16 protein-coding genes and 2 CRISPR repeat arrays are annotated in these 25,817 nt (G+C 62.5%); of the genes, 2 read left to right on the top strand and 14 right to left on the bottom strand.

The genetic code is table 11. The features are described 5' to 3' along the window. Nucleotides 1-62: 62 nt before the first annotated feature. A complete protein-coding gene (locus N688_RS08535; RefSeq protein WP_052888884.1) occupies nt 63-2,099 on the bottom strand; it encodes a beta-galactosidase in 2,037 nt (678 codons plus the stop codon). 6 nt (nt 2,100-2,105) lie between these two features. Then, nucleotides 2,106-3,068: a thiamine pyrophosphate-dependent dehydrogenase E1 component subunit alpha gene (locus N688_RS08540; RefSeq protein ID WP_052888885.1), complete on the bottom strand. Its 963-nt coding sequence runs from the start codon at nt 3,066-3,068 to the stop codon at nt 2,106-2,108. A 377-nt stretch (nt 3,069-3,445) separates the two neighbouring features. Here N688_RS08540 and N688_RS08545 point away from each other — a divergent pair, with 377 nt between their 5' ends. After that, the gene (locus tag N688_RS08545; RefSeq protein ID WP_052888886.1) at nt 3,446-5,542 is read left to right on the top strand and encodes an alpha-ketoacid dehydrogenase subunit alpha/beta; all 2,097 of its coding nucleotides are present in this window, start codon (nt 3,446-3,448) and stop codon (nt 5,540-5,542) included. A gap of 354 nt (nt 5,543-5,896) precedes the next feature. Here the strand turns inward: N688_RS08545 and N688_RS23950 are convergent, their stop codons facing one another. The 8 genes from N688_RS23950 to N688_RS08585 all read right to left on the bottom strand — a co-directional run bounded on the left by N688_RS23950 (nt 5,897) and on the right by N688_RS08585 (nt 18,854). Then, nucleotides 5,897-6,223: a type II toxin-antitoxin system HicB family antitoxin gene (locus tag N688_RS23950; protein WP_420341004.1), complete on the bottom strand. Its 327-nt coding sequence runs from the start codon at nt 6,221-6,223 to the stop codon at nt 5,897-5,899. 40 nt (nt 6,224-6,263) lie between these two features. Further along, complete coding sequence (locus N688_RS08550) at nt 6,264-6,797, bottom strand: hypothetical protein (protein ID WP_156025351.1); 534 nt, start codon at nt 6,795-6,797, stop codon at nt 6,264-6,266. Further along, complete coding sequence (locus N688_RS08555; protein ID WP_052888888.1) at nt 6,794-7,684, bottom strand: class I SAM-dependent methyltransferase; 891 nt, start codon at nt 7,682-7,684, stop codon at nt 6,794-6,796. Before N688_RS08555 ends, N688_RS08550 begins: the two co-directional genes overlap by 4 nt. Before the next feature lie 601 nt (nt 7,685-8,285). Continuing rightward, the gene (locus tag N688_RS08560) at nt 8,286-10,406 is read right to left on the bottom strand and encodes an AfsR/SARP family transcriptional regulator (protein ID WP_052888889.1); all 2,121 of its coding nucleotides are present in this window, start codon (nt 10,404-10,406) and stop codon (nt 8,286-8,288) included. Between the two features lie 733 nt (nt 10,407-11,139). After that, a CRISPR array of direct repeats spans nt 11,140-11,475; the repeat unit is 37 nt; unit sequence GTTGCAGAGGGGACGATCCGCACGAGGATACTGAAAG. Between the two features lie 183 nt (nt 11,476-11,658). Continuing rightward, a CRISPR array of direct repeats spans nt 11,659-12,220; the repeat unit is 37 nt; unit sequence GTTGCAGAGGGGACGATCCGCACGAGGATACTGAAAG. A 220-nt stretch (nt 12,221-12,440) separates the two neighbouring features. After that, nucleotides 12,441-13,685 (bottom strand): hypothetical protein, encoded by a 1,245-nt coding sequence (locus tag N688_RS08570; protein WP_052888891.1) that lies wholly within the window; start codon nt 13,683-13,685, stop codon nt 12,441-12,443. Nucleotides 13,686-13,743: 58 nt separating this feature from the next. Then, a complete protein-coding gene (locus N688_RS08575; protein WP_052888892.1) occupies nt 13,744-16,803 on the bottom strand; it encodes a DEAD/DEAH box helicase in 3,060 nt (1,019 codons plus the stop codon). Nucleotides 16,804-16,821: 18 nt separating this feature from the next. Continuing rightward, complete coding sequence (locus tag N688_RS08580) at nt 16,822-18,381, bottom strand: trypsin-like peptidase domain-containing protein (RefSeq protein ID WP_052888893.1); 1,560 nt, start codon at nt 18,379-18,381, stop codon at nt 16,822-16,824. A gap of 131 nt (nt 18,382-18,512) precedes the next feature. Continuing rightward, nucleotides 18,513-18,854, bottom strand: coding sequence for a CU044_2847 family protein (locus tag N688_RS08585; protein WP_052888894.1), 342 nt, complete (start codon nt 18,852-18,854; stop codon nt 18,513-18,515). Nucleotides 18,855-19,037: 183 nt separating this feature from the next. Here N688_RS08585 and N688_RS08590 point away from each other — a divergent pair, with 183 nt between their 5' ends. Next, a complete protein-coding gene (locus tag N688_RS08590; protein ID WP_052888895.1) occupies nt 19,038-21,167 on the top strand; it encodes a heavy metal translocating P-type ATPase in 2,130 nt (709 codons plus the stop codon). Here N688_RS08590 and N688_RS08595 read toward each other — a convergent pair. The 4 genes from N688_RS08595 to N688_RS08610 all read right to left on the bottom strand — a co-directional run bounded on the left by N688_RS08595 (nt 21,132) and on the right by N688_RS08610 (nt 25,816). Further along, entirely contained in the window at nt 21,132-22,379 is a 1,248-nt protein-coding gene (locus tag N688_RS08595; RefSeq protein ID WP_052888896.1) for an amidohydrolase family protein, read from the bottom strand. The two genes, N688_RS08590 and N688_RS08595, sit on opposite strands and share 36 nt — an antisense overlap. Next, a complete protein-coding gene (gene dpsA, locus N688_RS08600) occupies nt 22,372-23,334 on the bottom strand; it encodes a dipicolinate synthase subunit DpsA (protein ID WP_162179518.1) in 963 nt (320 codons plus the stop codon). The genes N688_RS08595 and dpsA overlap by 8 nt, the downstream gene beginning before the upstream one ends. Before the next feature lie 80 nt (nt 23,335-23,414). Further along, on the bottom strand, nt 23,415-24,509 hold the full coding sequence (locus tag N688_RS08605) for an NAD/NADP octopine/nopaline dehydrogenase family protein (protein ID WP_052888898.1): 1,095 nt from the start codon (nt 24,507-24,509) through the stop codon (nt 23,415-23,417). Nucleotides 24,510-24,655: 146 nt separating this feature from the next. Then, the gene (locus N688_RS08610; RefSeq protein ID WP_202901873.1) at nt 24,656-25,816 is read right to left on the bottom strand and encodes a mandelate racemase/muconate lactonizing enzyme family protein; all 1,161 of its coding nucleotides are present in this window, start codon (nt 25,814-25,816) and stop codon (nt 24,656-24,658) included. Nucleotide 25,817 lies beyond the last annotated feature (1 nt).

Consider the following 25,817-nt stretch of genomic DNA (forward strand, 5'->3'; position numbering starts at 1 on the left):
AAGAACAACAGGCCGGGAGGCGGGCGAGCGAGACGCCCGACCGACGCCGGTGCCACGGCCTGCTAGTCCTCTTCTCGCAGCACCAGCGCGCTGCGTGGAGCCAGGCGTACCTGTCCACTGAACGTTTCTCCCTGGGGCAACCGTCGGAAATGGCCGTTGGGCAGGGAGAGCGTGACCTCCTGCTGGTTATAGTTCAGAAGAAAGTAGATGTTGCGTGCATCTGAGGTCAGGCGGCGCGAGACCTCGACGCCGGGAGGAGCCTCCAGCAAGGGGGTCAGGCCCGCCTCCTGACAAAGCTGGGTCAGGAGACGCTGCCGAAAGGCCTCTTCCGGCTGGGTTGCCAGGTAGTAGGCCCGGCCCTGGCCAAAGTGGTGGACGGTCAGCGCAGGGCCGCCAGCATAGTAGTCGCTGGCGAAACGCCCGAGGGCCTGGGCGCCTTCCAGCTCCAGCACCTCGCCCCACAGGCTGCAGGCGTAGCGTCCCTGCAGCGGACCCTCTTCGATCACCAGCGTGTTACGCATCTCCGCGGTCCAGGGATCGAACTCGGCCACACGCAGGCCCAGCAAACGCCGCAGTTCAGCCGGGTAGCCCCCAGTCACCACGCGGTCGTTGGCATCGACGATGCCGCTAAAGAAGGTCGTCAGCAAGATTCCGCCTTCAGCGACGAACATCTCCAGCCTCTGAGCCAGGCCGGGACGCAGCAGATAGAGCAAGGGGGCGATCAAGAGCCGGTAGCCTTGCCAGTTGCTCTCTGGCGAGACTACTGCCACAGGGATATTCGCGGCGTAGAGAGGCTGATGGTAGGCCAGGAGCAGGTCCCAGTAGCGAAGGCGATCGCTGGGGCCTGGCTGATATTCCACTGCCCACCAGTTTTCCCAGTCCATCAGCAAGGCCGCCTGAGCCGGTACGCGACTGCCAGCGACGATGGGGGCGAGCTGCTTGAGTTCGGCGCCGATCTCTTCGACCTCGCGGAAGGTGCGCGCGCGCTCGCTGCCGTCGTGGGAGACGATGGCGCTGTGGAACTTCTCCGCGCCGGCGCGCGACTGGCGCCACTGGAAATAGAGAACGCCATTGGCGCCGCGCGCTACGGCCTGTAGGCTTTGCAGGCGCAGCTCCCCAGGGCGGCGCTGGGGATTCTGCGGGCGCCAGTTGACGGGGCCAGGGGCCTGCTCCATGACCAGATGCGGCTGACCGCTCTTGAGCGAGCGCATCAGGTCATGGACGAAGGCCACCTCGTTGGGCGGTGTGGTGCGTGCTGGATAGTTATCGAAGGCGATCACATCCAGATGGGGGGCCCAGGCGAAATAGTCCAGCGGCTTAAAGGCCCCCATCAGGTTGGTCGTCACCGGGACGTGGGGTGTGATCTCGCGCAGAATGCGGGCTTCATTCAAAAAGCACTCCAGCAAGGAGGCGGACATGAAGCGCTGGTAATCCAGGCAGAGACTGGGAGAGGGCTGAGCTGGCGTCAGGCGCGGGGGGAGGATCTCTTCCCAGTGGGAATAGCGCTGGCCCCAGAAGGTGGTTCCCCAGGCCTCATTGAGGGCCTCCAGCGAGCCGTAGCGCTGCTGGAGCCAGGAGCGGAAAGCCTCGGCACAGTTATCGCAGTAGCAGGCCGGAACGTGGCAGCCATATTCATTGTTGACGTGCCAGAGGCGCAGCGCAGGATGCTTGCGGTAGCGTTGGGCCAGCTGACGGACCAGCTCGGCGGCCTCGCGGCGATAGTTCCTGCTGTTGGGACAGAAATGCTGCCGCGAGCCGTGGGAGAAGCGCAGGCCCTCGCGGGTCACTGGCAGGATGTCGGGATACTGCCGACTCATCCAGGGAGGGGGGGCAGCAGTGGCCGTGCCCAGATCGGCGGCGATGCCGTGCTCGGCCAGCAGATCCATCACGCGGTCGAGCTGCGAGAAATCGTACTGATCCAGGGCTGGCTCGAGCAAGGCCCAGGAGAAAATATTGATCGAGACCATATTAAGACCCGCCAGCTTCATTAAGCGCATATCCTCTGGCCAGAGGGAGGCGGGCCACTGCTCGGGGTTATAGTCGGCCCCGTAGAGCAGCGTTTCAAAGAGCGCGCTGGGACGGTTATTCTGACGTCGCAAGGCGTATCATCCTCCTTCGCGGTCGCGGCGCTGGGGTGCGAGATTGGCGGATTGGGTCTCAGCAGACTCGCTCTGCTGGCTATCGCGCAGTGCGTCCTCTAGAGCCTGCTCGACCTCGGCGCGCAGGCGAGCCGTCAGCTGAGCGTGCCACCCCTCGTCCCAGGCTCCGCTGTTCTCTAGCAGGCGCCGGCAATGGGAGAGCGGATCACACTCGGCTTCATCCTGCTCGGGGGAGCCGCGCGTCACCAGCATCTCCAGCAGGATTGGCCCCTGACCGGCGCGAGCCAGCTCCAGCGCCTCGCTGGTGAAAGCGTAGACCTCGCGGATATCGCTGCCGTCGATGCAGCGATAGGTGAGGCCGGAGGGGAGGCGGGCGGGGGAGAGGCGGAACACCTGGGCGTCGAGAGAGCAATCCTGTTCGCAGATGAAGAGGACGGGCAGGCGTTGCTGAGCGGCGAAGGTGAGTCCTTCCAGGAAATCCGGCTCGGCGGTGGCGCCGTCGCCGCAGTAGGCAATCGCTACGGCTGAGCTTTTGCGCAGCTTGCAGGCGAAGGCGATGCCTGCGGCGTGCAGAATCTGGGTTGCCACCGGGACGGGGCCGCTAATCATATTGTGCTTATGATAGCCCCAGTGCTGGATCGGGCGATGGAGACGCTGGTCGGGGTCGGTCAGGCTGCCTGGCCAGCCCTGCAGGTAGGTGCGGAAGATCTCGTAGGGAGTCATCCCGAGGGTCAGCACGACCCCCAGGTCGCGATAGTAAGGCAGGGTAAAGTCGAAGCTCGGGCGGATGCAGGCGGCGCTGCCGACCTGGGCCGCCTCGTGGCCACGACAGCTGGCCACGAAGCCGATGCGCCCACTCTGGTGGAGTTGCCAACAGTAGCCGTCAACCAGGCGCGTAAGTAGCATGCGCTGATAGAGGTCGCGTAGCTGCGTCGTGGATAGTGAAGGCTGAGTAGTCGCTAGCTCCACGTCGACACCACCAGATGCGTTTTCATACGATTCACGCCTTGATCTTCTCTTGTTGGATCGTAGAAGGAAGCCGGTGCATCGCCAGATGCACTGCTCATTATACGCCCTCGTCGCGCGGGCTAGCAATAGCGCGGCTAGTGAAGGGGAGGGTCAAAGGGGGTCAAGCTGGCCTGCTGAGGGCCTCCAGCTGATCAGCAGACGAACAGAGAAGGGGTTAGGCTGCTGCCTGTTTTGTCTGCTCTGGCCGATGTTTCAGGTTGGGCTTGTGGCTCCAGTGGTTGCTTTTCGCGAAAGTCGATTCTATAATGCCAGTGAAAAAAACCCTGGACAATGGAGCCGGGTCGAGATGTCAGCGTAGACGATTGGAGGCAGTAGCAATGACTCTGGAAGTGCAGGCAGCGGAATCCAGAACGGGCGCGCGGCCTGACGATCCCGTTGCGCTTTACCGCACCATGCTGATGGCGCGCAGCATCAACGAGCTGCTGAAAGTGCGCAAGACGCAAGGGAAGTTCCCCTTCTATATTGGGTGCGGTGGGCACGAGAGCATGGCCGCCGTAGTAGCTGCCGTTGATCCGCAAGACTGGCTCTCCCTCTACTATCGTGACCTGGCGGCGTGGCTGCAGCGGACAGGTGACATTTATGGTCCGCTGCGGGAAGCCTATTCGCGCACGACAGGACCGATGTGTGCTGGTCGCAACATGCCCTCGCACTACAGCAGCCGACGCCATCGCATTCTGCCGACCTTTAGCGAGGTGGCGGCGCTGGCACCCTTTGCCGGCGGGGTGGCCTTCTCGCTCAAGCGGCACGAGAGCAAGGAGATTGTGGTCTTCACGACCGGCGATGGCGGCGTGGCGACCAACGATTTCAATGTTTTGTTCCGTCTGGCCTCGGTCCATCGCCTGCCGATCCTCATGATTGTTGAGGATAATGGGTGGGCCATTACGACTGAGTCGGCGATTCAGTGGGCTGGTTCGCTGGTCGAGTGGGCGCGCGCTGCCGGAATCTTTGCCGAGGAGGTTGACGGCACGAATGCGATTCCGGTCTTTGAGGCGACGGCCCGTCTGGCTGAGTATGTGCGCTCGGGGCAAGGCCCGGCCTTGATGCATCTCAAGCTTGGTCTGCTCGATCCACACTCCAGCAGTACGGACATCTATTCGTACCGCAAGCGGGAGGAGGTCGAGTTTACCAAGGCGACCAAAGATCCGGTGGCTAACTATGGCCGCTGGCTGGTTGAACACGGCTATCTGCAGGAGGCTGATCTTGAGCGCCTGCGCCGTGAGGTACGAGCCGAGCTGCAACAGGCCGAGGAGCGTGTGCTGCAGGAGCCGGAACCGACGCCCGAGCGAGTCCTGCAGCATGTGGTTTATGTCCCGCAGTGGCAGGAAAATACGCCACGTGGTACTAAGCGCCCGACGACGATGTTGGGTGCGATTAATGAGGCGCTGGCTGAGCTGGCGCAGCGTGATCCCGATTTCTTCGTCTATGGTCAGGATGTGGGGAGTCCGAAAGGGGGCGTTTTCGGCGCCACTGCCTCGCTGGTTACGCATTTCCCTGGGAGAGCCATCAGTAGCCCCCTCAATGAGCAGTTGATCATTGGAGTCGCCGCCGGGGCGGCCATGATTGACGGGCGCGCGCGCTGTGCCGAGATCCAGTTTGTGGACTACCATCAGTCGGCGTCGCAGACGATTCGCCTGGCGGCGCGTATCTCCTACCAGAACTTTGGCGATTGGCGGGTGCCGTTGCTGATCCGCACGAAGTCGGGGAGTGGAGGAGGCGGTCCCATTTCGAGTAGTGCCGCCGGTGGTGGGGCCTTTGGCCACTCGAATGCGGGCGAGCAGTGGTTTACGAATGTGCCAGGGATGATCACGCTCTGCCCGGCGACGCCGTTCGATGCCAAGGGGCTGCTCTTGGAGGCAGCGCGCTCACAGTCGCCGGTAGTTTTTCTGGAGCGCGGACGCCTCTATCGCTCGGAGCCGCCGAAGGATCGCCACGGGCGCCCAATTGAGGTGATGGCCCAGTACTGGCAGGTGCCCGAGGGCTATTATACGCTGCCGATTGGCCAGGCTCGTCGGCTGCGCCTGGGCGAGGGAACGCCGCGGGTGGCGATTGTCAGCTGGGGGACGATGGTGCTGGAGGCCTGTATTGCTGCTTCCAGTGTGATCGAGCGGTATGGCGGAGCGATCGAGATTGTGGACCTGCGGACGCTGATGCCGTTCGATGAGGAGGCGCTGCGGGAGGCGGTGCGCGAGGCGAATCGGGTGGTGGTGGTGACGGAGGAGCCAGATCTGACGAGCTTCGCGCGCCATGTGCATTCATGGATTGTAGAGCATTGTTTCTATGATCTGGATGCAACGCCGCGCTTGATCTCGGCCCTGCCGGCGCCGGCGGCCCCCTATAACGAGCCGGAGGAGACGGCTTACTATCCTTCGGCCAGCACGATTGAGCGCTGCCTGGAGGAGTTGCTGGTCGAGTAGGAGGAGAGGCGAGGCGCGGAGGCGCACGCTGGCAAACTGGCGTGAGCCTGATGCTGATCGGCAGGAATCAGGCGGTTCGCTCTCGCTAGAGGGCAAGGTGAGCCAGAACGAGGAGCTATCTGCTCACGGTGGCCTCGGATTGAGTTGAGGCTCGTCCGTGGCGGGTGGCTCCTTTGTTGTGACGGTGGCTCGGCGCCTGCTCGCTCTGCGTTGCGGGGCCGGCAGGCAGGGTTGTAGTGCGGACTCTGACCAGGTGGGCCAGGCTGCCTCTACATGCCTGGTGAGGGGCTACCCGGGGCGCTGGCCTGGGGCAGCCCATGAAAAGGGGGAAGGCGTCATCCCAGGAGCCGAGGGTCAGGCTGAGGAAGAGGCCAGGGTCCTGGGTGGAGGGGGCGCTGCCTGCGTGGCCAGAGCGGCGCTCAGCCAGCCCGCGATAGCTTCCTGCCCTCGTCTCACGGCTTCCTCGTGGGTGCTCCCATGTGTCTGGCAGCCGGGCAGTTCTGGTACCGTCACTACGTACGCCTGGTCCTCTGCGCTCCATTGGATGGACAGCGCATAATGCCTTGGGTCGACTGTGCTCATGAGGGGCCTTTCACTTTCCTGAGCGCGGCTTGAACTGCTTTCAGCTGATAGGGCTTGACGCTCCCTTTTCTCTTCAGAGAATACCCCCTTTATGGTCATCCGGCAACCTGGCCCACGTGCGAGGGCCTTGCTCGGCGGCTTAGTTAAGGTGCTCGCGACGGGGATGGTCGCGCAAGGTGCGGGCCAGGTAGCGGATGAGCCGCTGACCAAGCTTCAGCTGCAGGGTAGCTGATTCGGGACTCACGCTATGCACCTGCTGCAGCATGCGGTCTGTCAGGCTCAGCAGCCGGCGCAGGCGCGGGATCTCGCTGGTGTGGAAATAGATGGGTTGGTCGGGGTCGCGCGCGATGGTTTCCTGGCAGCGGGCCTGGAGCAGCTCCAGACCTTGTTGTAGCTCGACCAGGAGTTTGAGCAGGTGGCGGTCGCCCTTGCCCAGGCGTCCGCTGGTGGACGTGGCAAAGTGTGGGTCGCGCTTCTCTTGCCAGTGCTGCCAGAGTTGTTGAGCGCGTGGCGAGAGGAGCGTGATGGTAAGGAGCTGGAGATCTTCGATGGTGCGCCCAGTCAAGGCCCACTCCAGTGGCCCGGGGATGAGTACGGGAGAGAGGCCGGCCAGCAGGTCGTTGGTGGGGCGCCTGGAGCGCTGGCGGCGATGGCGGTGGCGATGGCGGCTCATGGCTTGCACCCCCAGACGGTCAGGAGGCCGCAGCAGGTGCGCTGGCGCTCCCATTCGGCGGGGAGGGCCCTCAAGGTCTCTTCGACCAGGCTCAGAGGGACCTGGTTGACGCTGGCCAATATGGGGGCGACGCTCTGCAGGGAGGCGAGCAGGTCGCGGCGAAAGAGGGGGGCGCCGTAGGCTTTGCCAAAGAGGGGGGTCTCATAGGCGCGAACGGTGGGATGGAGACCGAGGGAGCGCAGCCAGTCGGGGATTTGGAGCGGTGCGGTCAAATGGAGGCCGCGCCGGGCGGCCAGGGTTTCGAACCAGGCGCGGACGCGGGCCTGGTGTGGTCCCTCGTGGAAGACCTGGCCGGTGGCCTCGACGAATTCGAGCCAGCCACCTGGAGCGGTGACGCGCAGGAGGTCGCTGAGAACGCCGGGCCAGGCGGTGAGGGGGATGGCGGCGACGAGCAGGCGCTGATGGATGTAGTCGAAGGAGGCGTCGGGGAAGGGGAGGCCGCTGAGCAGGTCGGCCTGCACGGGCTGGCAGTTTGGCGGTAGGGGAGTGCGCAGGAGGGAGAGGTCTTTGTCGAGGGCGATGAGGCGAGCCTGGGGCCAGCAGCGGGCGGCCTCGCGGAGCCAGATGCCGCTGCCGGTGCCGACGTCGAGGATGGCGCGCGGGTCGCGGACGGGAGCCAGGAAGTGGCTGCCAAGGAACTGGCGTAGGGCGAAGTGTTGCAGGTCGAGGCGGTTCTGTTCCTGGCGGGTGCGCGGCAGCACGTAGGTGTCGCCGGGACCGGTTGGGGTCAGGGCGCCGGGAGCCGTCGGAGACGGCGCGGCTGAGGCTGCAGTGGTGGAAGGGCTAGGAGAGGCCTGCAAGAGGTGCCTGAGCCAGTGGCGGATCATGCGCGGCCCTCCTCTCGCTCTGAGCAGAGCAGACGGCGTAGTTGCTGAAAGCAGTGTGGCGAGGGATGCCGCGGCAAGAGGATCAGGTGCGGCTGGCTGAGGTCGATGGCCTGGTGCAGGAGCAGGCGCTGATGCTGATGGCAGCGCGCACAGGCATGTGAAGACCGCCCGTGCGCATCTGTTAAAGGCTGGGGTGACGTAGCCATAGGTTGTATGTCTCCTTTCCTTTCAAGCTCCTAGAACAGGATAGTCAGGAGAGGAAAGGAAGCCTCTCAGAGCCTGTTCGAACTTTTTCCGAAGGAGGGGAGGGGTGAGAAAAAAACGCCTGTGCTATTCCTGTCTGAGCTGTTACTGCCAGGGGGAGATGCCTGTCCAGGACCACCCGCCGCTGAGCAGATAAACGCCGCTCAGGAAGGCACAAGCGCGTTTTTCGGTGCATAGCGGACGCGTCTGTCGAGCTGAATCGGTCAGGCCAGCAGCAGAGAGATCACGGTCGATCAGACACCAGAGAACGGGGCGTTAGCGGTAGACCCCTCTCCGATGCTGCCTGGTCTGAAGTACCATCCCCTGCCGGCGATGGCAGGCCGGGCGGTCGCTGCCCCTATCGGTTGATGAACAGATCAGCCAGCTCGATCAGAGAACGTTCGTGGTGCCAGGGGTGGTCTTCTGCTCGCACCCGGCGATACAGGGCTAAGGTTTCTCTCTGCAGGCTTAGACTTTTCAGCGCGGTCGCTTTGTGCATGCACTCTATCAGCAGGCAGGTAAAGGTCTCTCGCTCCTGCTGAATGAGCGCTGTCTTGGTTTCATCTAGGAGAATCTCCACCTCCAGGCGGGCAGGAGTCGTTACCCTCACAGGCATGGTTTTTAGCTGGCTGTACGTCTCCCATGCTCGCCGACTATAGCCCTTCTCGGGAAAACGCATGGCTAGGTAGAGGTAGACCCGGCCAGTCCACAGTATAAGGTTATCTTCGCGAAAACGGAAGTCGGGGAGAGCTTCGCTCTCGCCTTCCAGCTCAAACCGCTCGTGTGCCTCTCCGAGAAGATGCAACGCAGTTTCTTCGCGGCCCAGATAGGCCCAAGCCGTTGCCTGCAGACAAAGCACACTGCTTTGCATCACTGAAGGGCATGCTGCCAGCAATGGTGTGGCTGGCTCCAGATGGGCTAGCATAGAGGATACCTGGAGCCTATCATAGTAGAAAGCTAGACTCAAGTCGCGTAAGGCTGCTATCTGCGCCGGTGCATGTCCGCTCAGGGCTGCCAGGTGTGCCGCCTTTCGCGAGAAGAGCTGTTTGGCCCGAAGGTCTCCCTGATGGTGGCTGGCGGCGATGCCCGCAATACGGTTGGCTTCTGCAGCCAGACGGGCTGCCAGGGAGTGCTGTGGCTTGCCAGGCTGGGCTAGGCCTTCTAGTAATGGCAGATAGCGGGGAAGGATCTCTTGGACGATGCCAATGCCTTGGCTGTTGAGTAGTTGCCAGCAGGCGGTGTTTGCTGCCGCACAGAGGGGCAGCAGCTCCTCAGCAGGTGGGAGAGCGTTCCGAGCTCCCGTCAGGGTGGTCAGTGGCAAAGCTGCCAGCGCGCCCAGCATCTGCCGGCGCGAGATGGTGTAATCGCGATCATGCTCGTGTGGTGGCACAGTGGCAAGCTCCTCTTGGAGACGACGGCGCAGCTCAGCCCAGGCGGTTGGGTCCAGCCTGCCCCGGCTGCGCTCCTGGAAATGGATCAGCAGGGCTTCGACGCGCCGCTGTTGCCAGACAAACCACAGAGGGCTACCAACGGGCAAGGGCAGCGTCGGCAGGGCCGGATCAGGAGACGCTGCAGGCCCGAGGCTGCCAGGCTGGCGCAGGGGAGCAGCGGGGATGAGCAGGCTGGGCTGCGCTTCCTCGGCTGCATCTTCTGTCTGGGTCAAGCATACCATATCGGCAGGGGGCTTGACCAGCCGGAGCTGCTCCCAGGAGGGGAGGGAGTCACCTTGCTGGGCAGCGAGGGCCAGGACCTCCTCGTAGCAGCGGCGGGCTTCCCGTTCCTGGCTGTGCTGCAGCAGCACGTGTAGCCAGTCGCGCAGCGCCTCCTCATCGGCAGGATCGGCCTGAAGCAAGGCGCGGAAGTGCTCGCTGACCAGCCAGAGCCGTCCTTGCCGGGTGTAGATCTGGGCGAGCCAGCGGCGGCACTGGCGCAGCATGGCCTGACCGTGCAGACGGGCCGCATGCACCCAGAGGCCGCCCTCCTCTTCGAGCAGCTCACCGCGAGTGAGGTAGGTGAGGGCCTGCTCCAGGAGAGGGAGAGCTGCTTCGGTGGTGCGGCCATGCTGCTCGGCGGCGGTCAGGAGGGCCTGGGAGGCGTCATAGTCGGTCCAGATGAGGGAGGGATCGGCCAGGGCATAGGAGGACTCGATGGTGAGGACGAGGTCCTTGCCGATGGCGCGGCGGAGCTGGTTGATGGCGTTGTAGAGGGTTTTGTCGAGAGAGAGGGAGTCGTCGGGGGAGGGCCAAAGGTCGTCTTGGAGGGTGCAGCAGGAGAGGCGGCGAGAGGGGGAGAGTAAGAGGCGTTTGAAGACGGAGCGGGCGGGGCGGCCTTTGCCCCAGGCGTGCTTAGGGAGGGGGAGCCAGGAGAGGTCAGGGGAGCGTTGGAGGACGAGCAAGGGGCCGAAGAGGAAGACGCGAAGGCGGCACGAGGGAGCAGGCTCCCAGGCAGGTGAGGGAGAGGCTGAGTGAGCCGAGACCATCACAAACCTCCTCAGAGAACGGACGAGCCGAGAGCGCCGGAACGGGAGCGGGCGCGCTCGTGAGACGGATTGTTGGATAGGCGAAGAGAAGTATGGACATACGATAAGGGAGGGGGAAGGGAGTTGTCAAGTGGAGAGGGAGAGAAGAGGTGGCAAGGGGAGAGAGAGGCAGGCGGTGTTTCTGGGGGGAAGGTGATGCGCTGGGGAGCACTCCCTTGCTTCGGTCAGATACCCACGTGCTGGAAAGCCTTCGCAAAGCGATATTGGTGTTCCACGCCGGCGTTTCTCCCTTTCTGATAGACATAGTCGGTATCTATCACATATCAGAACAGGGCGTCTCGGGCTTAAGCTGGCGGGAGAGGGTTGAGGGGGAGGCCGAAGGCTCCTTCCTCCACCTTCAAAGTCGCAGGCTGAGCCGAGACCCCTGGCGATGAGGGCCGTTTGAGCGATCGATTCGAAACTCTCCGGAGCCAGCAACTAAATGCGGTCAGATTCTGACCGCATTACCGTGAAAGCATGCATGTTTTACTCTTTATATGATAAAGATAAGACTTATGCACTCTCGAAACTCGCCCCTTGCGGCTTGCAAAAAACGAGTTTCGAGAAATATCGTAAGGCGATGTATTTTGAGAGGGGGAGGGAGAGAAAAACGAGGCTCTTAGATGCCAAAAACGGGGCCTCAATCGTTGTAGTCTATGGAAGAAGTATCCCGGGTTCGCTTTCGTTGGGCGCGGTTGCAGAGGGGACGATCCGCACGAGGATACTGAAAGAGACGAATGAATACCTGGCGAGAGGTATTGCTCATGAAGTTGCAGAGGGGACGATCCGCACGAGGATACTGAAAGCGGTAAGTTTTCTGGACTTGATCCAGGCTGGCAGCATTGTTGCAGAGGGGACGATCCGCACGAGGATACTGAAAGTCCTGGCTCGGATGGTTGTTGAGGTGAGTCAGGGAGTTGCAGAGGGGACGATCCGCACGAGGATACTGAAAGTTCGTCAAAGTAAGGATGTTGTTTCTTCTCTATACTGGCGTTGCAGAGGGGACGATCCGCACGAGGATACTGAAAGACTTAAAGGAAGCATCTACTTGCTGGCTGCAGAAATGTTGCAGAGGGGACGATCCGTACCGAGGATACTGAAAGGGTTGTAGCCAGCGAGTGTGGCAGGCTTCACGCGAGTGTTGCAGAGGGGACGATCTGTACCGAGGATACTGAAAGGTCTTGCTCGTATTCCAGATAGTACAGGTTGTGACATTGCAGAGGGGACGATCCGCACGAGGATACTGAAAGGGCAGACTCCCATCAAGACCAGGCTCCATTCTTTACAGTTGCAGAGGGGACGATCCGCCTGAGGATACTGAAAGTCGCTCGTTCATGATGGACAGCATAGAGATTAAACCACGTTGCAGAGGGGACGATCCGCACGAGGATACTGAAAGCGATATAGGAGCAATATCGCACTGGGAAAAACTGCCGCAAGTTGCAGAGGGGACGATCCGCACGAGGATACTGAAAGATACGTCCTACGCTTGGGCTAGGGGAGTCACTTGTACGTTGCAGAGGGGACGATCCGCACGAGGATACTGAAAGATCAATCCGCCGGCGGCATCGCATTTAGATATTTTAGTTGCAGAGGGGACGATCCGCACGAGGATACTGAAAGAAAATTCGCGCTGTAATGGCCGAGAAGCCGCCTTACTTGGTTGCAGAGGGGACGATCCGCGCGAGGATACTGAAAGAAGAGCCTGCAAGATCCTTGCTAGGCGGGGACTCCGAGAGTTGCAGAGGGGGTGATCCGTACGAAGATACTCAAAAGAAGATACTAAATGGGATATCTCGAAAGAAGTATGCTGAACAGTTGATGAAAGAAATAAGAACGCTCCATCGGAGAATGCCCGCAGAAAGGCGAGAGATCACTGTCTGCACATAGCCATCGGCCAGCAATGGCGGATGGTGCTGATCCCTGGCAAGGGTCTCGCCTGCCGGCCAGCCATTAGCTTCCCTTAGCCCTCGCAGCACCTGCCAGAGACACAGCTTAGGCTTCCAGCTCCTCAAGGAGATCCTCGCGCCCCTGCTCCCGCGTAAACTCCACTAGCTCTGACCACCCCAGCACCGGCACCGCCAGACGCTTACAAATATGCCCCATTACCTGAAGCAAGGACCCGCGGAAAAGCGGCTGTCTCCGACGCTGCTCGCGCTCCACAAAGAGCAGCGTCTGCTCCAGAGCACTGCGACGCCGCAGCTGCTCGTCCTTACACCAGAGCTGGAAAAAATACCCATCCTCCTGACGCACATTGCCCACATCGCTCGGGCGCAAAGGCTGCCGCTCGCCTGTGCTGGCCGCCTGAAAAAGGCGCGGCGAGAGCACAAGCTGCCACAAGCCGGCAGCGTTGCGCGCAATCCGCGCCTCATCCGGAAGCTGCAACCCCTGACGCGAAGCATAACGTTCGATGACCTTGGGAACGTTGTCCTCGTCCAGCTCAGGAAACGAATAAGCAATCGCCGGCTTCTCCTGAATCAGTCGCTCGAAAAAGAGATCACGATGACCAGCGACAAGAGAGAACGCCAGATAGCGTTTCTTTACAGCATGCCGATAGTGCTCATCATAAGCGTGAGCCTCGACCACCGTCAACGGAAAGTAGGCCCGCGCCACCTGCCGGATTGCATTAGGCCCCAGCTCCAGCTCAGACGGCAAATTATACTGTTCCCGATCACCTCGCCTGGCCAATTGCCGCAACCGTTCAGGATCGAAGTACGAGCCACTGTACAGGCGCGTAATCGTGCGGTCGCCCAATCGCACCGCCTCCACCTCCGAGAGAATCAGAGACTCACGCTCATAGTAGCTCCGCGGCAGCGGCTGCGAATCAAACGCCTCAAAATAGAGCAAGCGCTGACTTTCCAACGGACGCAGAAACAACCCACTCTGCAGCGAAGCCTGTCCCAGCTCGGTCAGACGCAAATCCGCATCATCGCCGCTGACGTGGCCCACCGTCCGCAGAAAGTCCAGCGTCTTCGCAACGACTGCCGGTGGCAGCCCAAAAAAGCGCACCAGCTCTGCTGCTGTTCGCAGCTCCGCCTCACCGATCGCACGCTCAAGAAAACGCTCCAGCAGCTCATAAGGACGCTTCTCATACTGACGACCACTGATACTCACCCGCCACAAAGGCAACAGCAGGCGAAACTGGCGCAGCGGCACCAGCTCCCCCATAGCCTGCACGATCTCAACGACGCGGTTGGGAGAAACAAAAAGATTCCTGAGACGCTCCCCTCTTGTCTCCATCAGACGGACCCCTCTCCTGCTTCTCGCCCGCCTGCCGCACAGTGCCGCCCAGCTTCATTCAGGCCACGCTGCCGCGCGCCAGGCGGGCCCGGCAGGTGCGGAAACTCAAGCATTCCCCCTGACAGCGAGCATACTCAAGTAGATCCCGCATCAACCGGCGAAAATCCTCGGCGGGCCTGCCTCCGCTCATCGCATTGAGCAACGTATCGCTGTCCCCGACGAGGATCAGCTGGTCACGCGCCCGCGTCAGCGCCACATTCAAGCGCCGGTGCTCTTGCAGAAACCCGATCGCATGACGGCGGTTACTGCGCGTAAAGCTATAGAGCACCAGATCACTTTCGCCCCCCTGGAACGAGTCAACCGTCGCAATCAGCGTCTGCGGCTTAAGACCGTCCTCGCTCGCCGCCTGCCTGAGTAACTCGCGAATGTAAGTGGCCTGCTCCTGATAGGGCACAATAATGCGCCAATCCCGCCCCTGCTGCTGTGCGCGTAGCACCAGCTCAACAATGATCCTGGCCTCGGCCTCGTTGTAATAGTGGCCCCGCTCCATACGATAGGAACTCTCCATCTCCGCCGTATCAATAAAGGTAAAAGAGGCAGGAAACAAAGGATCGCTTTCGCAGTGAGCATGCCACAAGCGAGGGAGACTGGCAGTCCGGAGCCTGTTGCCATAGAACTGCGCTGAGACAAAGCGGGCAATGCGCTCGGGCATACGATACTGCTCAGTAAGCATGACAAAATGCTGCTCATCGACCCGCTCAACCAGCATCTCGAACATGCTCTTAGAGAGCAGGGTTTCAATATCACTCACCGCTTCCTCAGCGCCCTCTTCTTCGCTTATCGCCGCCTGTTGGCTCAGAGCAGCCAGGCGCTGGCGCACCGTCTGATCGACGATCGGCGGCAACTGCTGATGGTCGCCGAGCAGCACAGCGCGTTTGCCGCGCACCAGCGGTACTAGCAGATCAGCGAGACTAATCTGGCCCGCCTCATCGACAAGCACCACATCAAAGGTCACATCTGAAAGGATGCGTGCCGTCGCCGAGCCAATGCAGGTAGCGCCGATCACGTTAGACATACGCAACAGAGACGGATAAAGGTCCTGATGGCGAACCTCCAGCGTATGATGCCAGTCCCGTAACAACTGCAGCCGGTGGGTGAAGAGAGAACGCAGGCGACGCGACCAGCCCTCCGCAAAGTCCTGTAGCGACTGCAGCAACGAAGCATAATCGCTGGCCGGCGCGGGTAATTCCTCAGGAGGAAGCAGCGCCCTCAGCTCCATTAGAAAGCGCTGGAGCTGGCGAGCGACAGCCCCTTGCTCCTGCTGGAAAGCGCTCGCTGCCTGATTGTAGCGGCGCCGCAGAGAGCTGAGCGGCTCCTCCTGCTCAAGCTGAGCAAAGCGTCTGTCCAGGACAGCCAGATGAGAAGCTAGCTGCTGTAACTGCCCGCTGGTGGTCTGAAAAGCCTGTTGCAGCTCTGTCAGGCGCCGTTGCAAGCGAGGGAGGCGCCAGCGCCAGAAAGCGCCCAGCAGCGGCCAATGCAGACGACTCCTGGCCCTGGTGATGCTGCGAGTCAGACGCTCACCGCGCCGGCGGATCGTCTCTAGCCGCTGTTGACTCGTGGCATAACGCTGCTGGAGAGACTCGCGCTCCTGGTTGAACATCGCCTGTAGGCGCTGCTGCTCCTGACTATAGCGCATCCAGCTCATCCTACAGGCAGCGTTCAGCTCCGCGAGCCGCGCCTGAATCCGAGGGCTCAGCGCCACAAAACGATCGATCTCATCCTGGTGTGCGGCCAGCTTCTCAAACGCCTGGTGCAGTTCTGCCGTTCTCGTGAGCAGGCTAGTCTGCAGCGAACGGGCCCGCTCATCGATCAAGAGCGATCTCACTTCTGGCGAGACCAGCCGCTCCTGACCAACACGCAAGATATCCAGCTCTGAAGGAAGGCTCTGGAGCACGTTATCGACCGCCTTATGCGTACGCGCTGTGACCAGCACGCGCTCACCTCGGCGGGCACAGGCGCGCACAATCTCACTGATCGTATGCGTTTTGCCCGTCCCCGGCGGTCCCTGCACCAGCAGCAGATCCTTGACAGCTAAAGCCCGCCGGAAGGCAGTCGCCTGAGCCGCGTTGAGGTGCGGGTGAGGTTGGGGCAGAGGTTCTGAATAGGGCCGATAGCGACCTTCTGCCAGGACCGCCAGCAGAGCAGGATTCTCCGCCCCCCCGGAGCGCAGCCTCTCGACCGCCTCCTGCTGCACGCGAAAGGCCGCCTCACTGCCAAGCGGTAGAAAGGCTTGCGGCGGGCGCAGATCGTCGAGGTCGATGGCGTGCTCAAACTGAACGATGAAGCGGTCGCCCTGAACGTCCAGGACATGGCCGCGTAGCTCTCTGCGCTCTTCCAGCGCCAGAAAGAGGCCGCGCTCTAACTGCGCTGCCTGGGACGGATCAACCAGGCTAAAGATATAGATATCGCGACTGCTGTAGCGAGCCTCACCGGCGGCGTCGACCTGCCTGTAGAAGATGGGCCGTTTGCTCTCCTCGTTGGCCTTCTCAATCTCGTGGGTCAAGTTGATGGTGCGCTCCAGGGTCGCTAGTAGCGATTCCTGGGCCGGCGTGAGAGCCTCCTGTTCTGCCTGAGCGAGCAGGGCCTCTGCCAGAGCCGCCTGCTGGGCGCGCAGCCTCGCCTGGTGTCTCTGACTGGCCTTGATGATTTGCTTATAGTCATTGCTGAGCCACTCTTGCCATGCCCGCGGGATCTCCTCAAACCCGTTGACAAAATACCACCTTTCCACTTCCAGCATGAGGGCCTCGCCGCGGGCCAGGGCGTCATGCTCCCGGTGGCCAAGCGGCTGCAGGCTCAGGGCGATATAGGCGTCGCCTTGGGATGAGGGGACCACTTTCAGGGCATAAGTACTGGTGCAGAGCAAAAGATACGGCTGTCCGCGCTCCCGATCAGGGCGCACCAGAACAGGAATCCGAGTGTAGGAGCGCTGCAGCTCCTCCTGGAGACGCTCCACATTGGCAGGCCAGGCGGGATAGCGCCGCCGCAGCTCCGGCAAGATCAGGGCGAGCTTACCAACGACAAGCACAAGGACACGGAGTTTGAAGCTGCTTTCCTGCATTCCCCGGCTGCCTCCTCCTCACGCGCGAGACCAGTTTTGCAAGACGCCGTTGAGAGCCTTGGCAAAAGTGGCCAGGTCCGGCCAGCGCTGCGCCGGCTCTCGTTCAAGCGCGCGCATGATGACAGAATCGAGCGCCGGGGGAAGCTCCGGCTGCAAGCTGGAAGGAGGCGCTAACCCATACATGAAGGAGCCGGGCAACTTGCCGGTCAGCAGATGGTAGAGCAAGGCCCCCAACTGGTAGAGGTCGGTGCCAGGTGTTGAATATCTGGCGTTGAGCTGCTCGGGGGCGGCATACCCTCGGGGCCCCTCACCAATGCGGGCGGGTCGTGTGGCCAGTCCAAGGTCACGCAAGCGCAAGACAGGCGGGCCGTGCCGGCGCGGTTCCATGATCAGGCTGTCACCAGAAAGATAGCGATGGGCAGCCCCAAGCCGGTGCAGAGTGGCCAGGTGACGGCAGAAAGGCGGCAACGCACGTAACAGCTCCCGCGCTCTAAAAAGGTCAGCCGGCTGATCTTGCTCGGGAAAACAGCGACTTACAGGTCGGCCTGGAGGATAGCGCTGTACGAGCGTGCAGCTCTGAGAACCGGTCTCGGTCACCAGGAGAGCAGGGAAAATCGTACCCGCTGGAAGCTGCATCAGAAGCTTTCTCTCATTTTGCAATAGCTGTAACAAACGCTCTCCCCTTGCCATTGGGAGGCGAAGGACGATCTGTTTGATGAGCACATGCTCAATGCCCCGGCGTCGTTTCTGCTCCTTCGGCAGAAAAGGGCGAGCCAGATACCAGCGCTCCACGGCTGGCGGGTCGGAACTGGTCTCTTCTCGCAAACGCTCGGTCAGCAGATACTGCCCGCTGGCAATTGTGATGAGCTGACCAGGCTGCCACTCTTCCTCTACGAAAGGATCGGCGGGAGGCCGGGGCGCTGCAACAGGCGCAGACGGCTCGCGAATGAGGTAGGTAGTGAGTTCTGGCCAGCTCTGGCACAGGCTCCCGAGAGGCAGCATCACGGGGCGGCTGGTATACGAGCCCCACCAAATGACCTCTTTCACCATCCCAACCACGGCCTCCTCTGTCTCATCCCAAATGGGCGCGCCGCTGAAACCTTCCCGAATAATATGCTCAGAACCCGGATCGCTGGCCATCTGAACGCCGCCCGTCCTATCCTCTCCCTTGAGTTGGCCCTCGGCCCAAACGCCTTCTCCAGACTGATCGCTGAAGCCCAACACTCGATAGGGGTGATCCCAGAAAGTCCCGAGCCGCTTCAGAGGCATGGGCCGGGCCTCCGCCGGCGCCCGATCGCGCAACTCAAGGACGGCCAGATCGTGCTGTGGAGAAGGGTCCACGTGGACAATGGAGGCACGCAACGGCTCGCGAGCATTGAGGAAGGGGAAGTCAAGCAGTAAGGTGCGTCTCTTCAGTTCCTCTGGCTCCTGGCAGTCCAGGGCTGCGCTCACCACGTGAGCACAGGTCAGAAGCCGACGTGGGGCGATCAGAAAACCGGCACCGCAGACACTTGTCTGCTCAGACGCAACAAGGATGCGGACAATGGCGCACCGAATAGCATCTTCGAAAGCTGGCATCGAGATGACTCAGCATTCCAGACAGGTCGGTATTGCTCCTGATGAATGCGTCTCAAATATACAGCTTGTCAGCCTGGATGTCAATGGGCCGTAGGAACGGCGCGACAGCTCCCACGGCCCGCAAAGTGTCGCTAGCGCACTGGGCGATCTTTGCCATACCAGTGCAGCGTGATATCAAAATTGGCCTCACTGCCAGCCGTGGCGAGAATAGCGCCCAGTGAAGCATTGAGCTTGATCCCAAAAGCGATCTCAACCTCATCGGGCTTGAGATCCAGATGGTGTAATTTCTCCGCCACTGCCTTAATGGCCGGTAGGACCTTCTGCAGCGCCTTCTCCAGCGTTTCCGGCGCCTGCTCCGGCCTCGTCAGAGAGCGGGCAACCGGGGTCCGCTTGCCCCCTTCCGGCTCCGGCTCCTCAACCTCAATCACCACCTGCCCACCATCCTCCAGGGGAAAGGCAACCAGCTTCTTCATAGGCTTTTCTCTCTCCTCATGCTTCTCTTTTCTGACAGAAACGAAATAGTCAGAGATAAACAGCGTACAACTTCGATGGGAAAAGGACAGCCTGCGACAAGCCTTGCACCCCTTGCCCTGGCTGTGCTTCTATAGAAAAGACGGACGAGAGCAGCACTCTCAAAGGGCGGAAGGAGACAGAAGATGAAGCCAGCAGAAGAGCACCGGATCGAACTTGCGGTGACAGGGATGGATTGTCCTGAGTGCGCCGGACAGGTGCGCCAGGCTCTGGAAGCGCTGCCGGGCGTGCACGAAGTGACCGTCCTCCTGAGCGCCGAAAAGGCCCTTCTCACAGTCGATCCCACACGTGTTGACCTGCCAGCCCTCTGCCAGGCTGTAGAGCAGGCCGGCTACCAGGCCAGCCCCCCGCTTCTTCGGCAGAAAACAGCGACAAGCCTCGCCGAACAGTCCCAGCGGCGTCTGACGCGCACCCTCTTCACCCTCTATGGCCTCCTCTTCGGGGCCGTACTCTTGCTGATCATCGTTGGCGAGTGGCTGGGCCTGCTCGATCGCCTCACCGATCGCCTGCCCTGGCCGATTGGGGTCGGCCTGACCCTGCTCGCCGGGGTCCCCATCTTCTGGGACGTGCTGCAAGCGGCCCGACGCGGACGCATCATCTCGCATACCCTGATGTCGCTCGGCGTCCTGGCGGCCCTCTTCATCGGCCAATGGCCCACGGCTGCCGTCGTGGTCTTCTTCATGCACGTCGGCAAATACAGCGAACGCCTGACCAGCGAGCGCTCGCGCCAGGCCCTCAAACGCCTGGCCGCTCTGGCGCCCCAGCAGGCGCGCGTCATCCGAGAGGAAGAAGAGCAAGTTATCCCGGTCGAAGAGGTAGCCCCTGGCGAAATTGTCGTCGTGCGTCCTGGTGAGGCCATCCCCGTCGACGGCGAGGTCGTTGCCGGCCAGGCGACCGTTAACCAGGCTGCCATCACGGGCGAAGCCCTCCCTCTGGAAGCCACCCCGGGCAGCCAGGTCTTTGCTGCCACCCTCGTGCAAGGGGGGAGCCTGCGCATCCGCGCGACGCGAGCCGGTAGCAACACCACCTTTGCCCGTATCGTGACGCTCGTCGAGGAGGCCGAGGCCCAGCGCGCCCCCGTGCAACGCCTGGCCGATCGCTTCTCAGCCTGGTTCCTGCCGATCGTTCTCGCCGTTGCCCTGCTGGCCCTGCTGCTAAGGCGCGATCCACTGGCCGCGGCGGCGGTGCTTGTCGTGGCCTGCTCCTGCTCGCTGGCGCTGGCGACACCGGTCGCCATGCTGGCCTCGATCGCCGTCGCCGCCTCGCACGGGCTGCTGATCAAGGGCAGCGCCCATCTGGAGCGCCTAGCCCGGGCGGACGTCCTGCTCATCGATAAGACAGGAACGCTCACCAGCGGCACACTGCAGATCTGCGATGTGCTGCCGTTAGCAGGGATGACGCGCCGGCAGCTGCTGCACCTGGCCGCCAGCGCCGAACGCTACTCGGAGCATCCGCTGGCCGAGGCCGTACGGCAAGCAGCGCGCGACCAAGGGGTGACTCTGAGCGATCCCGAGACCTTCGAAGTGCTGCCAGGACGAGGCGTCCGCGCCAGCATCGAGGGCCGCCTGGTGAGTGTGGGTAATGCTTCCTTGCGGCCAGAGGGACAGCAGCTCGCTGAGGCCCGAAACCTGGCCGCGGCGGGCAAAAGCCTGCTCTTTGTCTGTTGCGAGGAAGAGCTGATCGGCATCCTGGCGGCCAGCGATAGGCTGCGTCCCGAGGTGGTGGAGGCCCTGGCCCAACTGCGCGCCCTTGGTTTCCAATCGATCGAACTGCTGACCGGCGATCACGAGGAGGCCGCCGCCAGCCTGGCGGAACCACTGGGAATCAGCTATCGCGCCCGGCTGCTGCCCGAAGACAAAATCGCCATCGTCAAAGCCTATCAGGCCCAGGGGCACTGCGTCATCATGGTAGGCGACGGCATCAATGATGCTCCAGCCCTGGCGCAGGCCGACGTCGGCGTCGCGCTCGGCGTGGTAGGAACAGATGTCGCCCTCGAAGCGGCCCATATAGCGCTCCTGCGTGAAGACTGGAGGCTTCTGCCAGCGCTGGTACAGATCGCGCGGCGCACCATGCGTGTAGTGCGGCTCAACCTGGTCTTCACTCTCCTCTACAACCTGCTTGGGCTGAGCCTGGCCGCCTGGGGCCTGCTCCCGCCCATCATCGCCGCGGCGGCGCAGTCCCTGCCCGACCTGGGCATCCTGGCCAACTCAACGCGCCTCCTACGCCAGCGGATCACGTCCGGCCCCAGAGGCTGACCAGACGATGCGCCCGCCCTTGATCACATAGAGACGGGCGGGCAGATCCGCTAGAATATCCTCGCCGCGCTCACAATCGAGCACCACCAGATCGGCAGGCTCTCCCACACCTAACCCGGCCTGCCGACCCAGGGCTGCCGCTGCCTGCGTCGTAATGCTCTCCAGCAGCCAGCGCTGTTCCTCGGGACTCCCCATCTGCGCCGCGTAACCGAGCAACTGCCCCATGTGGAGCAAATCGGGGCTGCCAAAGGGATTAAACATATCCTTAATGTTGTCTGAGCCGCAGAAGACCGTCACCCCCGCCGCCAGCAGCTCCTTCACACGCGTAATCCCCCGGCGTATCGGCTGACGGTCGCGGCGGCCCTGCAGATACAGATTCGTTGCTGGCAAGGTGGCTACCGCCATGCGCGCCCGCGCCACCAACTCGATGGTGCGCGCTGCCGTAGCATCGTCAACCGCTGCCAGCGAGCAACAATGACCGGCGATCACCCGTCCCTCGTACCCTTCCTGCAGCGTGCGCTCCGCCAGATAGGGTAGCACGAAGTCAGCGGGCGACTCCGACTCATCGATGTGCAGATCCAGAGGACGACCATAGCGCCGGGCCAGGCGAAAGACCTCATCGATGAACCCACGCTGATCCTCCTCGACTAACGGAGTGCCCCCGATCGCATCGGCCCCCTCCTCCAGGGCCGCCTCCAGCAGCTCTCGCCCACGCCGCCCCTGCTCTCCCAGCAAGCGATTGGGCAGCGCCACAATCTCAATATCCAGCACCGGGCGCAACCGCTCGCGCACTCGCAGCAGCGCATGCAGACCGCGCAGCTCAATCTGTGGATCGACATTGACATGCGTCCGCAGGGTCGTCGTTCCGCAGCGCAAGGCCCACAGCGCCGTGGTCGTCGCCCGCTCTACAATATCCTCCTCGCTGACACTCGCCGACAATGTCAGATTGCAGCGAATGGCCTCGGCCAGCGTCCCCGAGCGATTGAGAACGCGATCGCGCGTCAGGGCCTTATCAAGGTGAATGTGACCCTCGACCAGCCCCGGCAGCACCAGGCGCCCAGCCACATCGAGGACAGGGAGGTCGCTCTCGGCGACCGGCAGGCTGGGAGCCAGGGCTGCGATCTGGCCAGAGCGAATCAAGATATCTACTGGAGCTGGCCAGGCGGCCTGATCCAGCGCCAGACGCGCCTGACGCAACAGCAGATCAGCCATGTCTCTCACCTCGCCGCAGGCTGGGCAGTGCCGCCAGAATCAGCTTATGCAGTCCCTGCCACTGGCTGCGTCCGGCGGTCCGCGGCGCCCGGCTGCCAAGACCACGCCCCAGCATCGCCTTGATGCCCAGCTCGCGCGCCGCCTCAAAATCGGTGCCACCTGGGGCCGAAGCAATATCCAGCACAAAAACATCGCGTTGCATCTGCTCCAGCACCGCGCGCGTCAGTACCAGAGCCGGCACCGTATTGAAGACCATATCGCAGTCAGCCACCGCTGTCGCCAGCTCCGCCAGCGGCAGAGGACGCGCCCCCAACTCCCAGGCCCGCGCGCGCTGCACCGGATTGCGGGCCGCCACACGCACATGAGCCCCCATATTCAGCAACAGCCGCGTCAACGTAAAGCCGATGCGCCCGAAGCCAACCACCAGCGCCTGGGCATCGTGGATGGATACCTCCGTGTTGGCGATGGTCAGACCGATGGCCCCCTCGGCGATCGTCGGCGCCCGCAGGATCATCAGCTCATCGTCATCGCCGTACTCCTGAATGCGCAAGCCGCGCTCTTGCGCCAGGGCCTTCAACTGCGGCGTACTGGTACCGATCAACAAAAGCGCCCCCGGCTTCGCCTCAGTCAGGGCCGTCGCATCCAAAAAAAGCGGCTCTGGCCACTGAGGCGCGTAGAGACTGCCATCCGGGGCGATCACCGGCACCGGAGCAATGATGACATCGCTGCCGGCAATGGCCTCGGCCAGCGTCCGGCACTGGGGCCGCCCCATAACCTCAGCAGCCGCCGGCGGGCAGCCGCAAGCCCGCACCGCAGCCCCCGCGGCCAGCAACCCTTTCAACACTTCCAGCTCGCGCCCATCGCCTCCGATCACGGCGGCCTGCAGTCCGCTCAGCGTAGCCTGCTCTCCACGTCTCTCCTTGCCTGCTGCTGCTCCCATTGTCAAATGCTCCATAGTGAGACAATCCCCCATTCAGCTTTGCGCTGGCTCGAAACCTGGGCAGGAACCAACCCGACCCTGATCCATTGCCTCCCTCAACGCAGCAAAGCGAGCGCCGCCTCGCGTACGGGCGGCAGACCCAGACGCGCCAGTGTCCAGCCCTCGGCCCGGTAATCGCGCCGGCTGATACAAGAGGCCAGCGTGATCAAGGCATCCATCACCGGCGTCGCCACTCCCAAAGCCCGCCCCAGCTCGCTCATCGGCACCAGACCAAAGGGCATATCCTCATGCAAATAGCGGCTATCCAGGCTGGCGGGCGCCTTAATAAATTGATTGGGTGCGCTTTCACGCAACATACGCAGGAATGAGCCGCTGGCCCCCGCCTCCGGCGAAGTCGAGCCAAGATCGGCGAACAGCTTGGGAAAAGGCTCCAAAGCCAGGCCCCAGGCCGCCGCCACAGCCAGGCGCTCGCGGTCAAGGTCGGCCATCACCTGGGCCACCGCCGGTGTCCCGGCGTCGTAGTAGTAGCGAAAATCGCCGCCGCTATGCTCGATCCAGGCCGCGCTCAACACTATCCCTGGCGGATGCAACACTGCATTGACATTGCTCAGGGCCGTCACCAGCACATGCTCCACCGGTCGCAGCGAGGGATAGAGGCGGCTCAGCAGCGGCCAAAGCACCTCGATCGCCGACGCCGGCAGTGTAGCAAGGCGCACATGCTGCACCAGGGAAGAGATGTAGATCTGGCCCTCGCTCTGCTTCCGGCAGATGTAGGTCAGCGTATTGGTCTCAGCAATAGGCGGCGGGTCGGCACAGCCGGCCTCGATGAGCAAGCGGCGGAAGACCAGGCTACCCCCCGTGTTGCCGGGATTGAGCAGCACGGGCGGCCCACCAGCCTGCCCCAACAGAGGAGCGAGAGACCGCGCCAGATCGGCGAAGGCCGTGGCCGGTACGCAGAGCATCACCAGCTCAGCCCCAGCCAGCGCCACGGCCAGATCGTTGGTCAGACAGGCCACCGGCGCCAGGCCCTCACCAGCAGCGCCACTGTAAGCAATACCGCCGCGCTCGCGCGCCATCCGCAGCGTCTCCGGTGAACGGCTATACAGGTGGACTCGCTCACCGAGCGCAGTGAGATGAGCAGCAGCGGCGAAACCTCCATTGCCGCCGCCGAGCACTGCAATGGTTGCCATTCTCAACACGCTCCTTTCAGCTTGATCATCTCTCCTGCCAGGCGAGCGGACTGGGCCGGCGAGAACCCTTCCACCTACAACCGGCCCAGCCTGGCGCCCACCCCCAGCCGTAAGGCCGCACGGCGTGTCGGTGGCTCAAAAAAAGGTCAGAGCGCCACAGCATACTTCGCCAGCTTGCGCTCATCAACCTGCACCCCCAGGCCCGGGCTTTGCGGAACCAGCACCGCACCATCTTCGTAGGCCAGAGGCTCGCTGATAATGTCGTCGAGGTAGTAGACGCCAGCGATCTGCCCTTCCAGAGCCTCCGCCGGACGACTCACCGGGCAGACACTGGCCAGCTCAGCAATGCGCGTTGCCGCTCCCAGGTGCAGATTCGCCGCATTGCCCACACCCATCTCGATCGAGCCACCGATATCGCAGCGCAGGCCAACAGCCTCGGCGACCGTCGCCACCTCGCGCGCGCGAAAGAGGCCCCCTGGCTTGGTGACATAGAGCGAGATCAGCTCAGCAGCCTGCAAAGCGTGGATGCGCAGAATATCCTGCGGCGTCCAGGCACCCTCGTCCGCCATCACCGGTACCGCCACCTGACGCGCAATCAGGGCCAGCGCCTCAACATCAGCTACCGGCTGCTCGGTGAAGGCCAGATCAAAGGACTGCATGGCGCGCGTCACCCGGACCGCCTCGCTCACCGAGCGATAGCCCTCGTTGGCATCGACGCGAATCTGAATTCCAGGCCCCAGAGCCTCGCGCAGCAAGCGCACCAGCTCGATGTCGCGCTCTGGATCAAGACCCGTCTTGGCCTTAATGGTGCGCGCCCCCTCAGCAACCGCACGCTCGGCCTCTGCCACCGCCTGGCGGTTCTCCATAATACCCAGGCTGTGAGCGATCGGCAGGCGATCGCGATAAGCCCCGCCGAGCAGCTGGTAGACTGGCACCCCCAGCGCCTGACCGGCCAGATCGTAGAGCGCCATATCAACCGCCGCCTTCGCATAGGGATGGCCCTTGACCACCCGATCCATCGCCGCATGCAGCGGGCCAATCTCTAACGGCGAGTGGCCGACAATGACCGGGAACAGATAATCGGCGATGATGTGGTGTACCGTCCGCGGCGTCTCGCCGAAGTAGGTCATATGAGCGCCGCCCCAGGTCGCAATAGCGGGCGCCTCACCCCAGCCGATCAGGCCCTCGTCGGTCTCCAGGCGCAGCAGGAGATGGCTCCCGATCGGCGTCTCCATCTTACTCGCCCAGTTATGAACCCGGCGCGACGGCAAGGTCACCAGATAGCAGCGATAAGCAGTAATCTTCACC

Origin of the sequence: Thermogemmatispora carboxidivorans (assembly GCF_000702505.1) — a bacterium.
GTDB lineage: Bacteria > Chloroflexota > Ktedonobacteria > Ktedonobacterales > Ktedonobacteraceae > Thermogemmatispora > Thermogemmatispora carboxidivorans.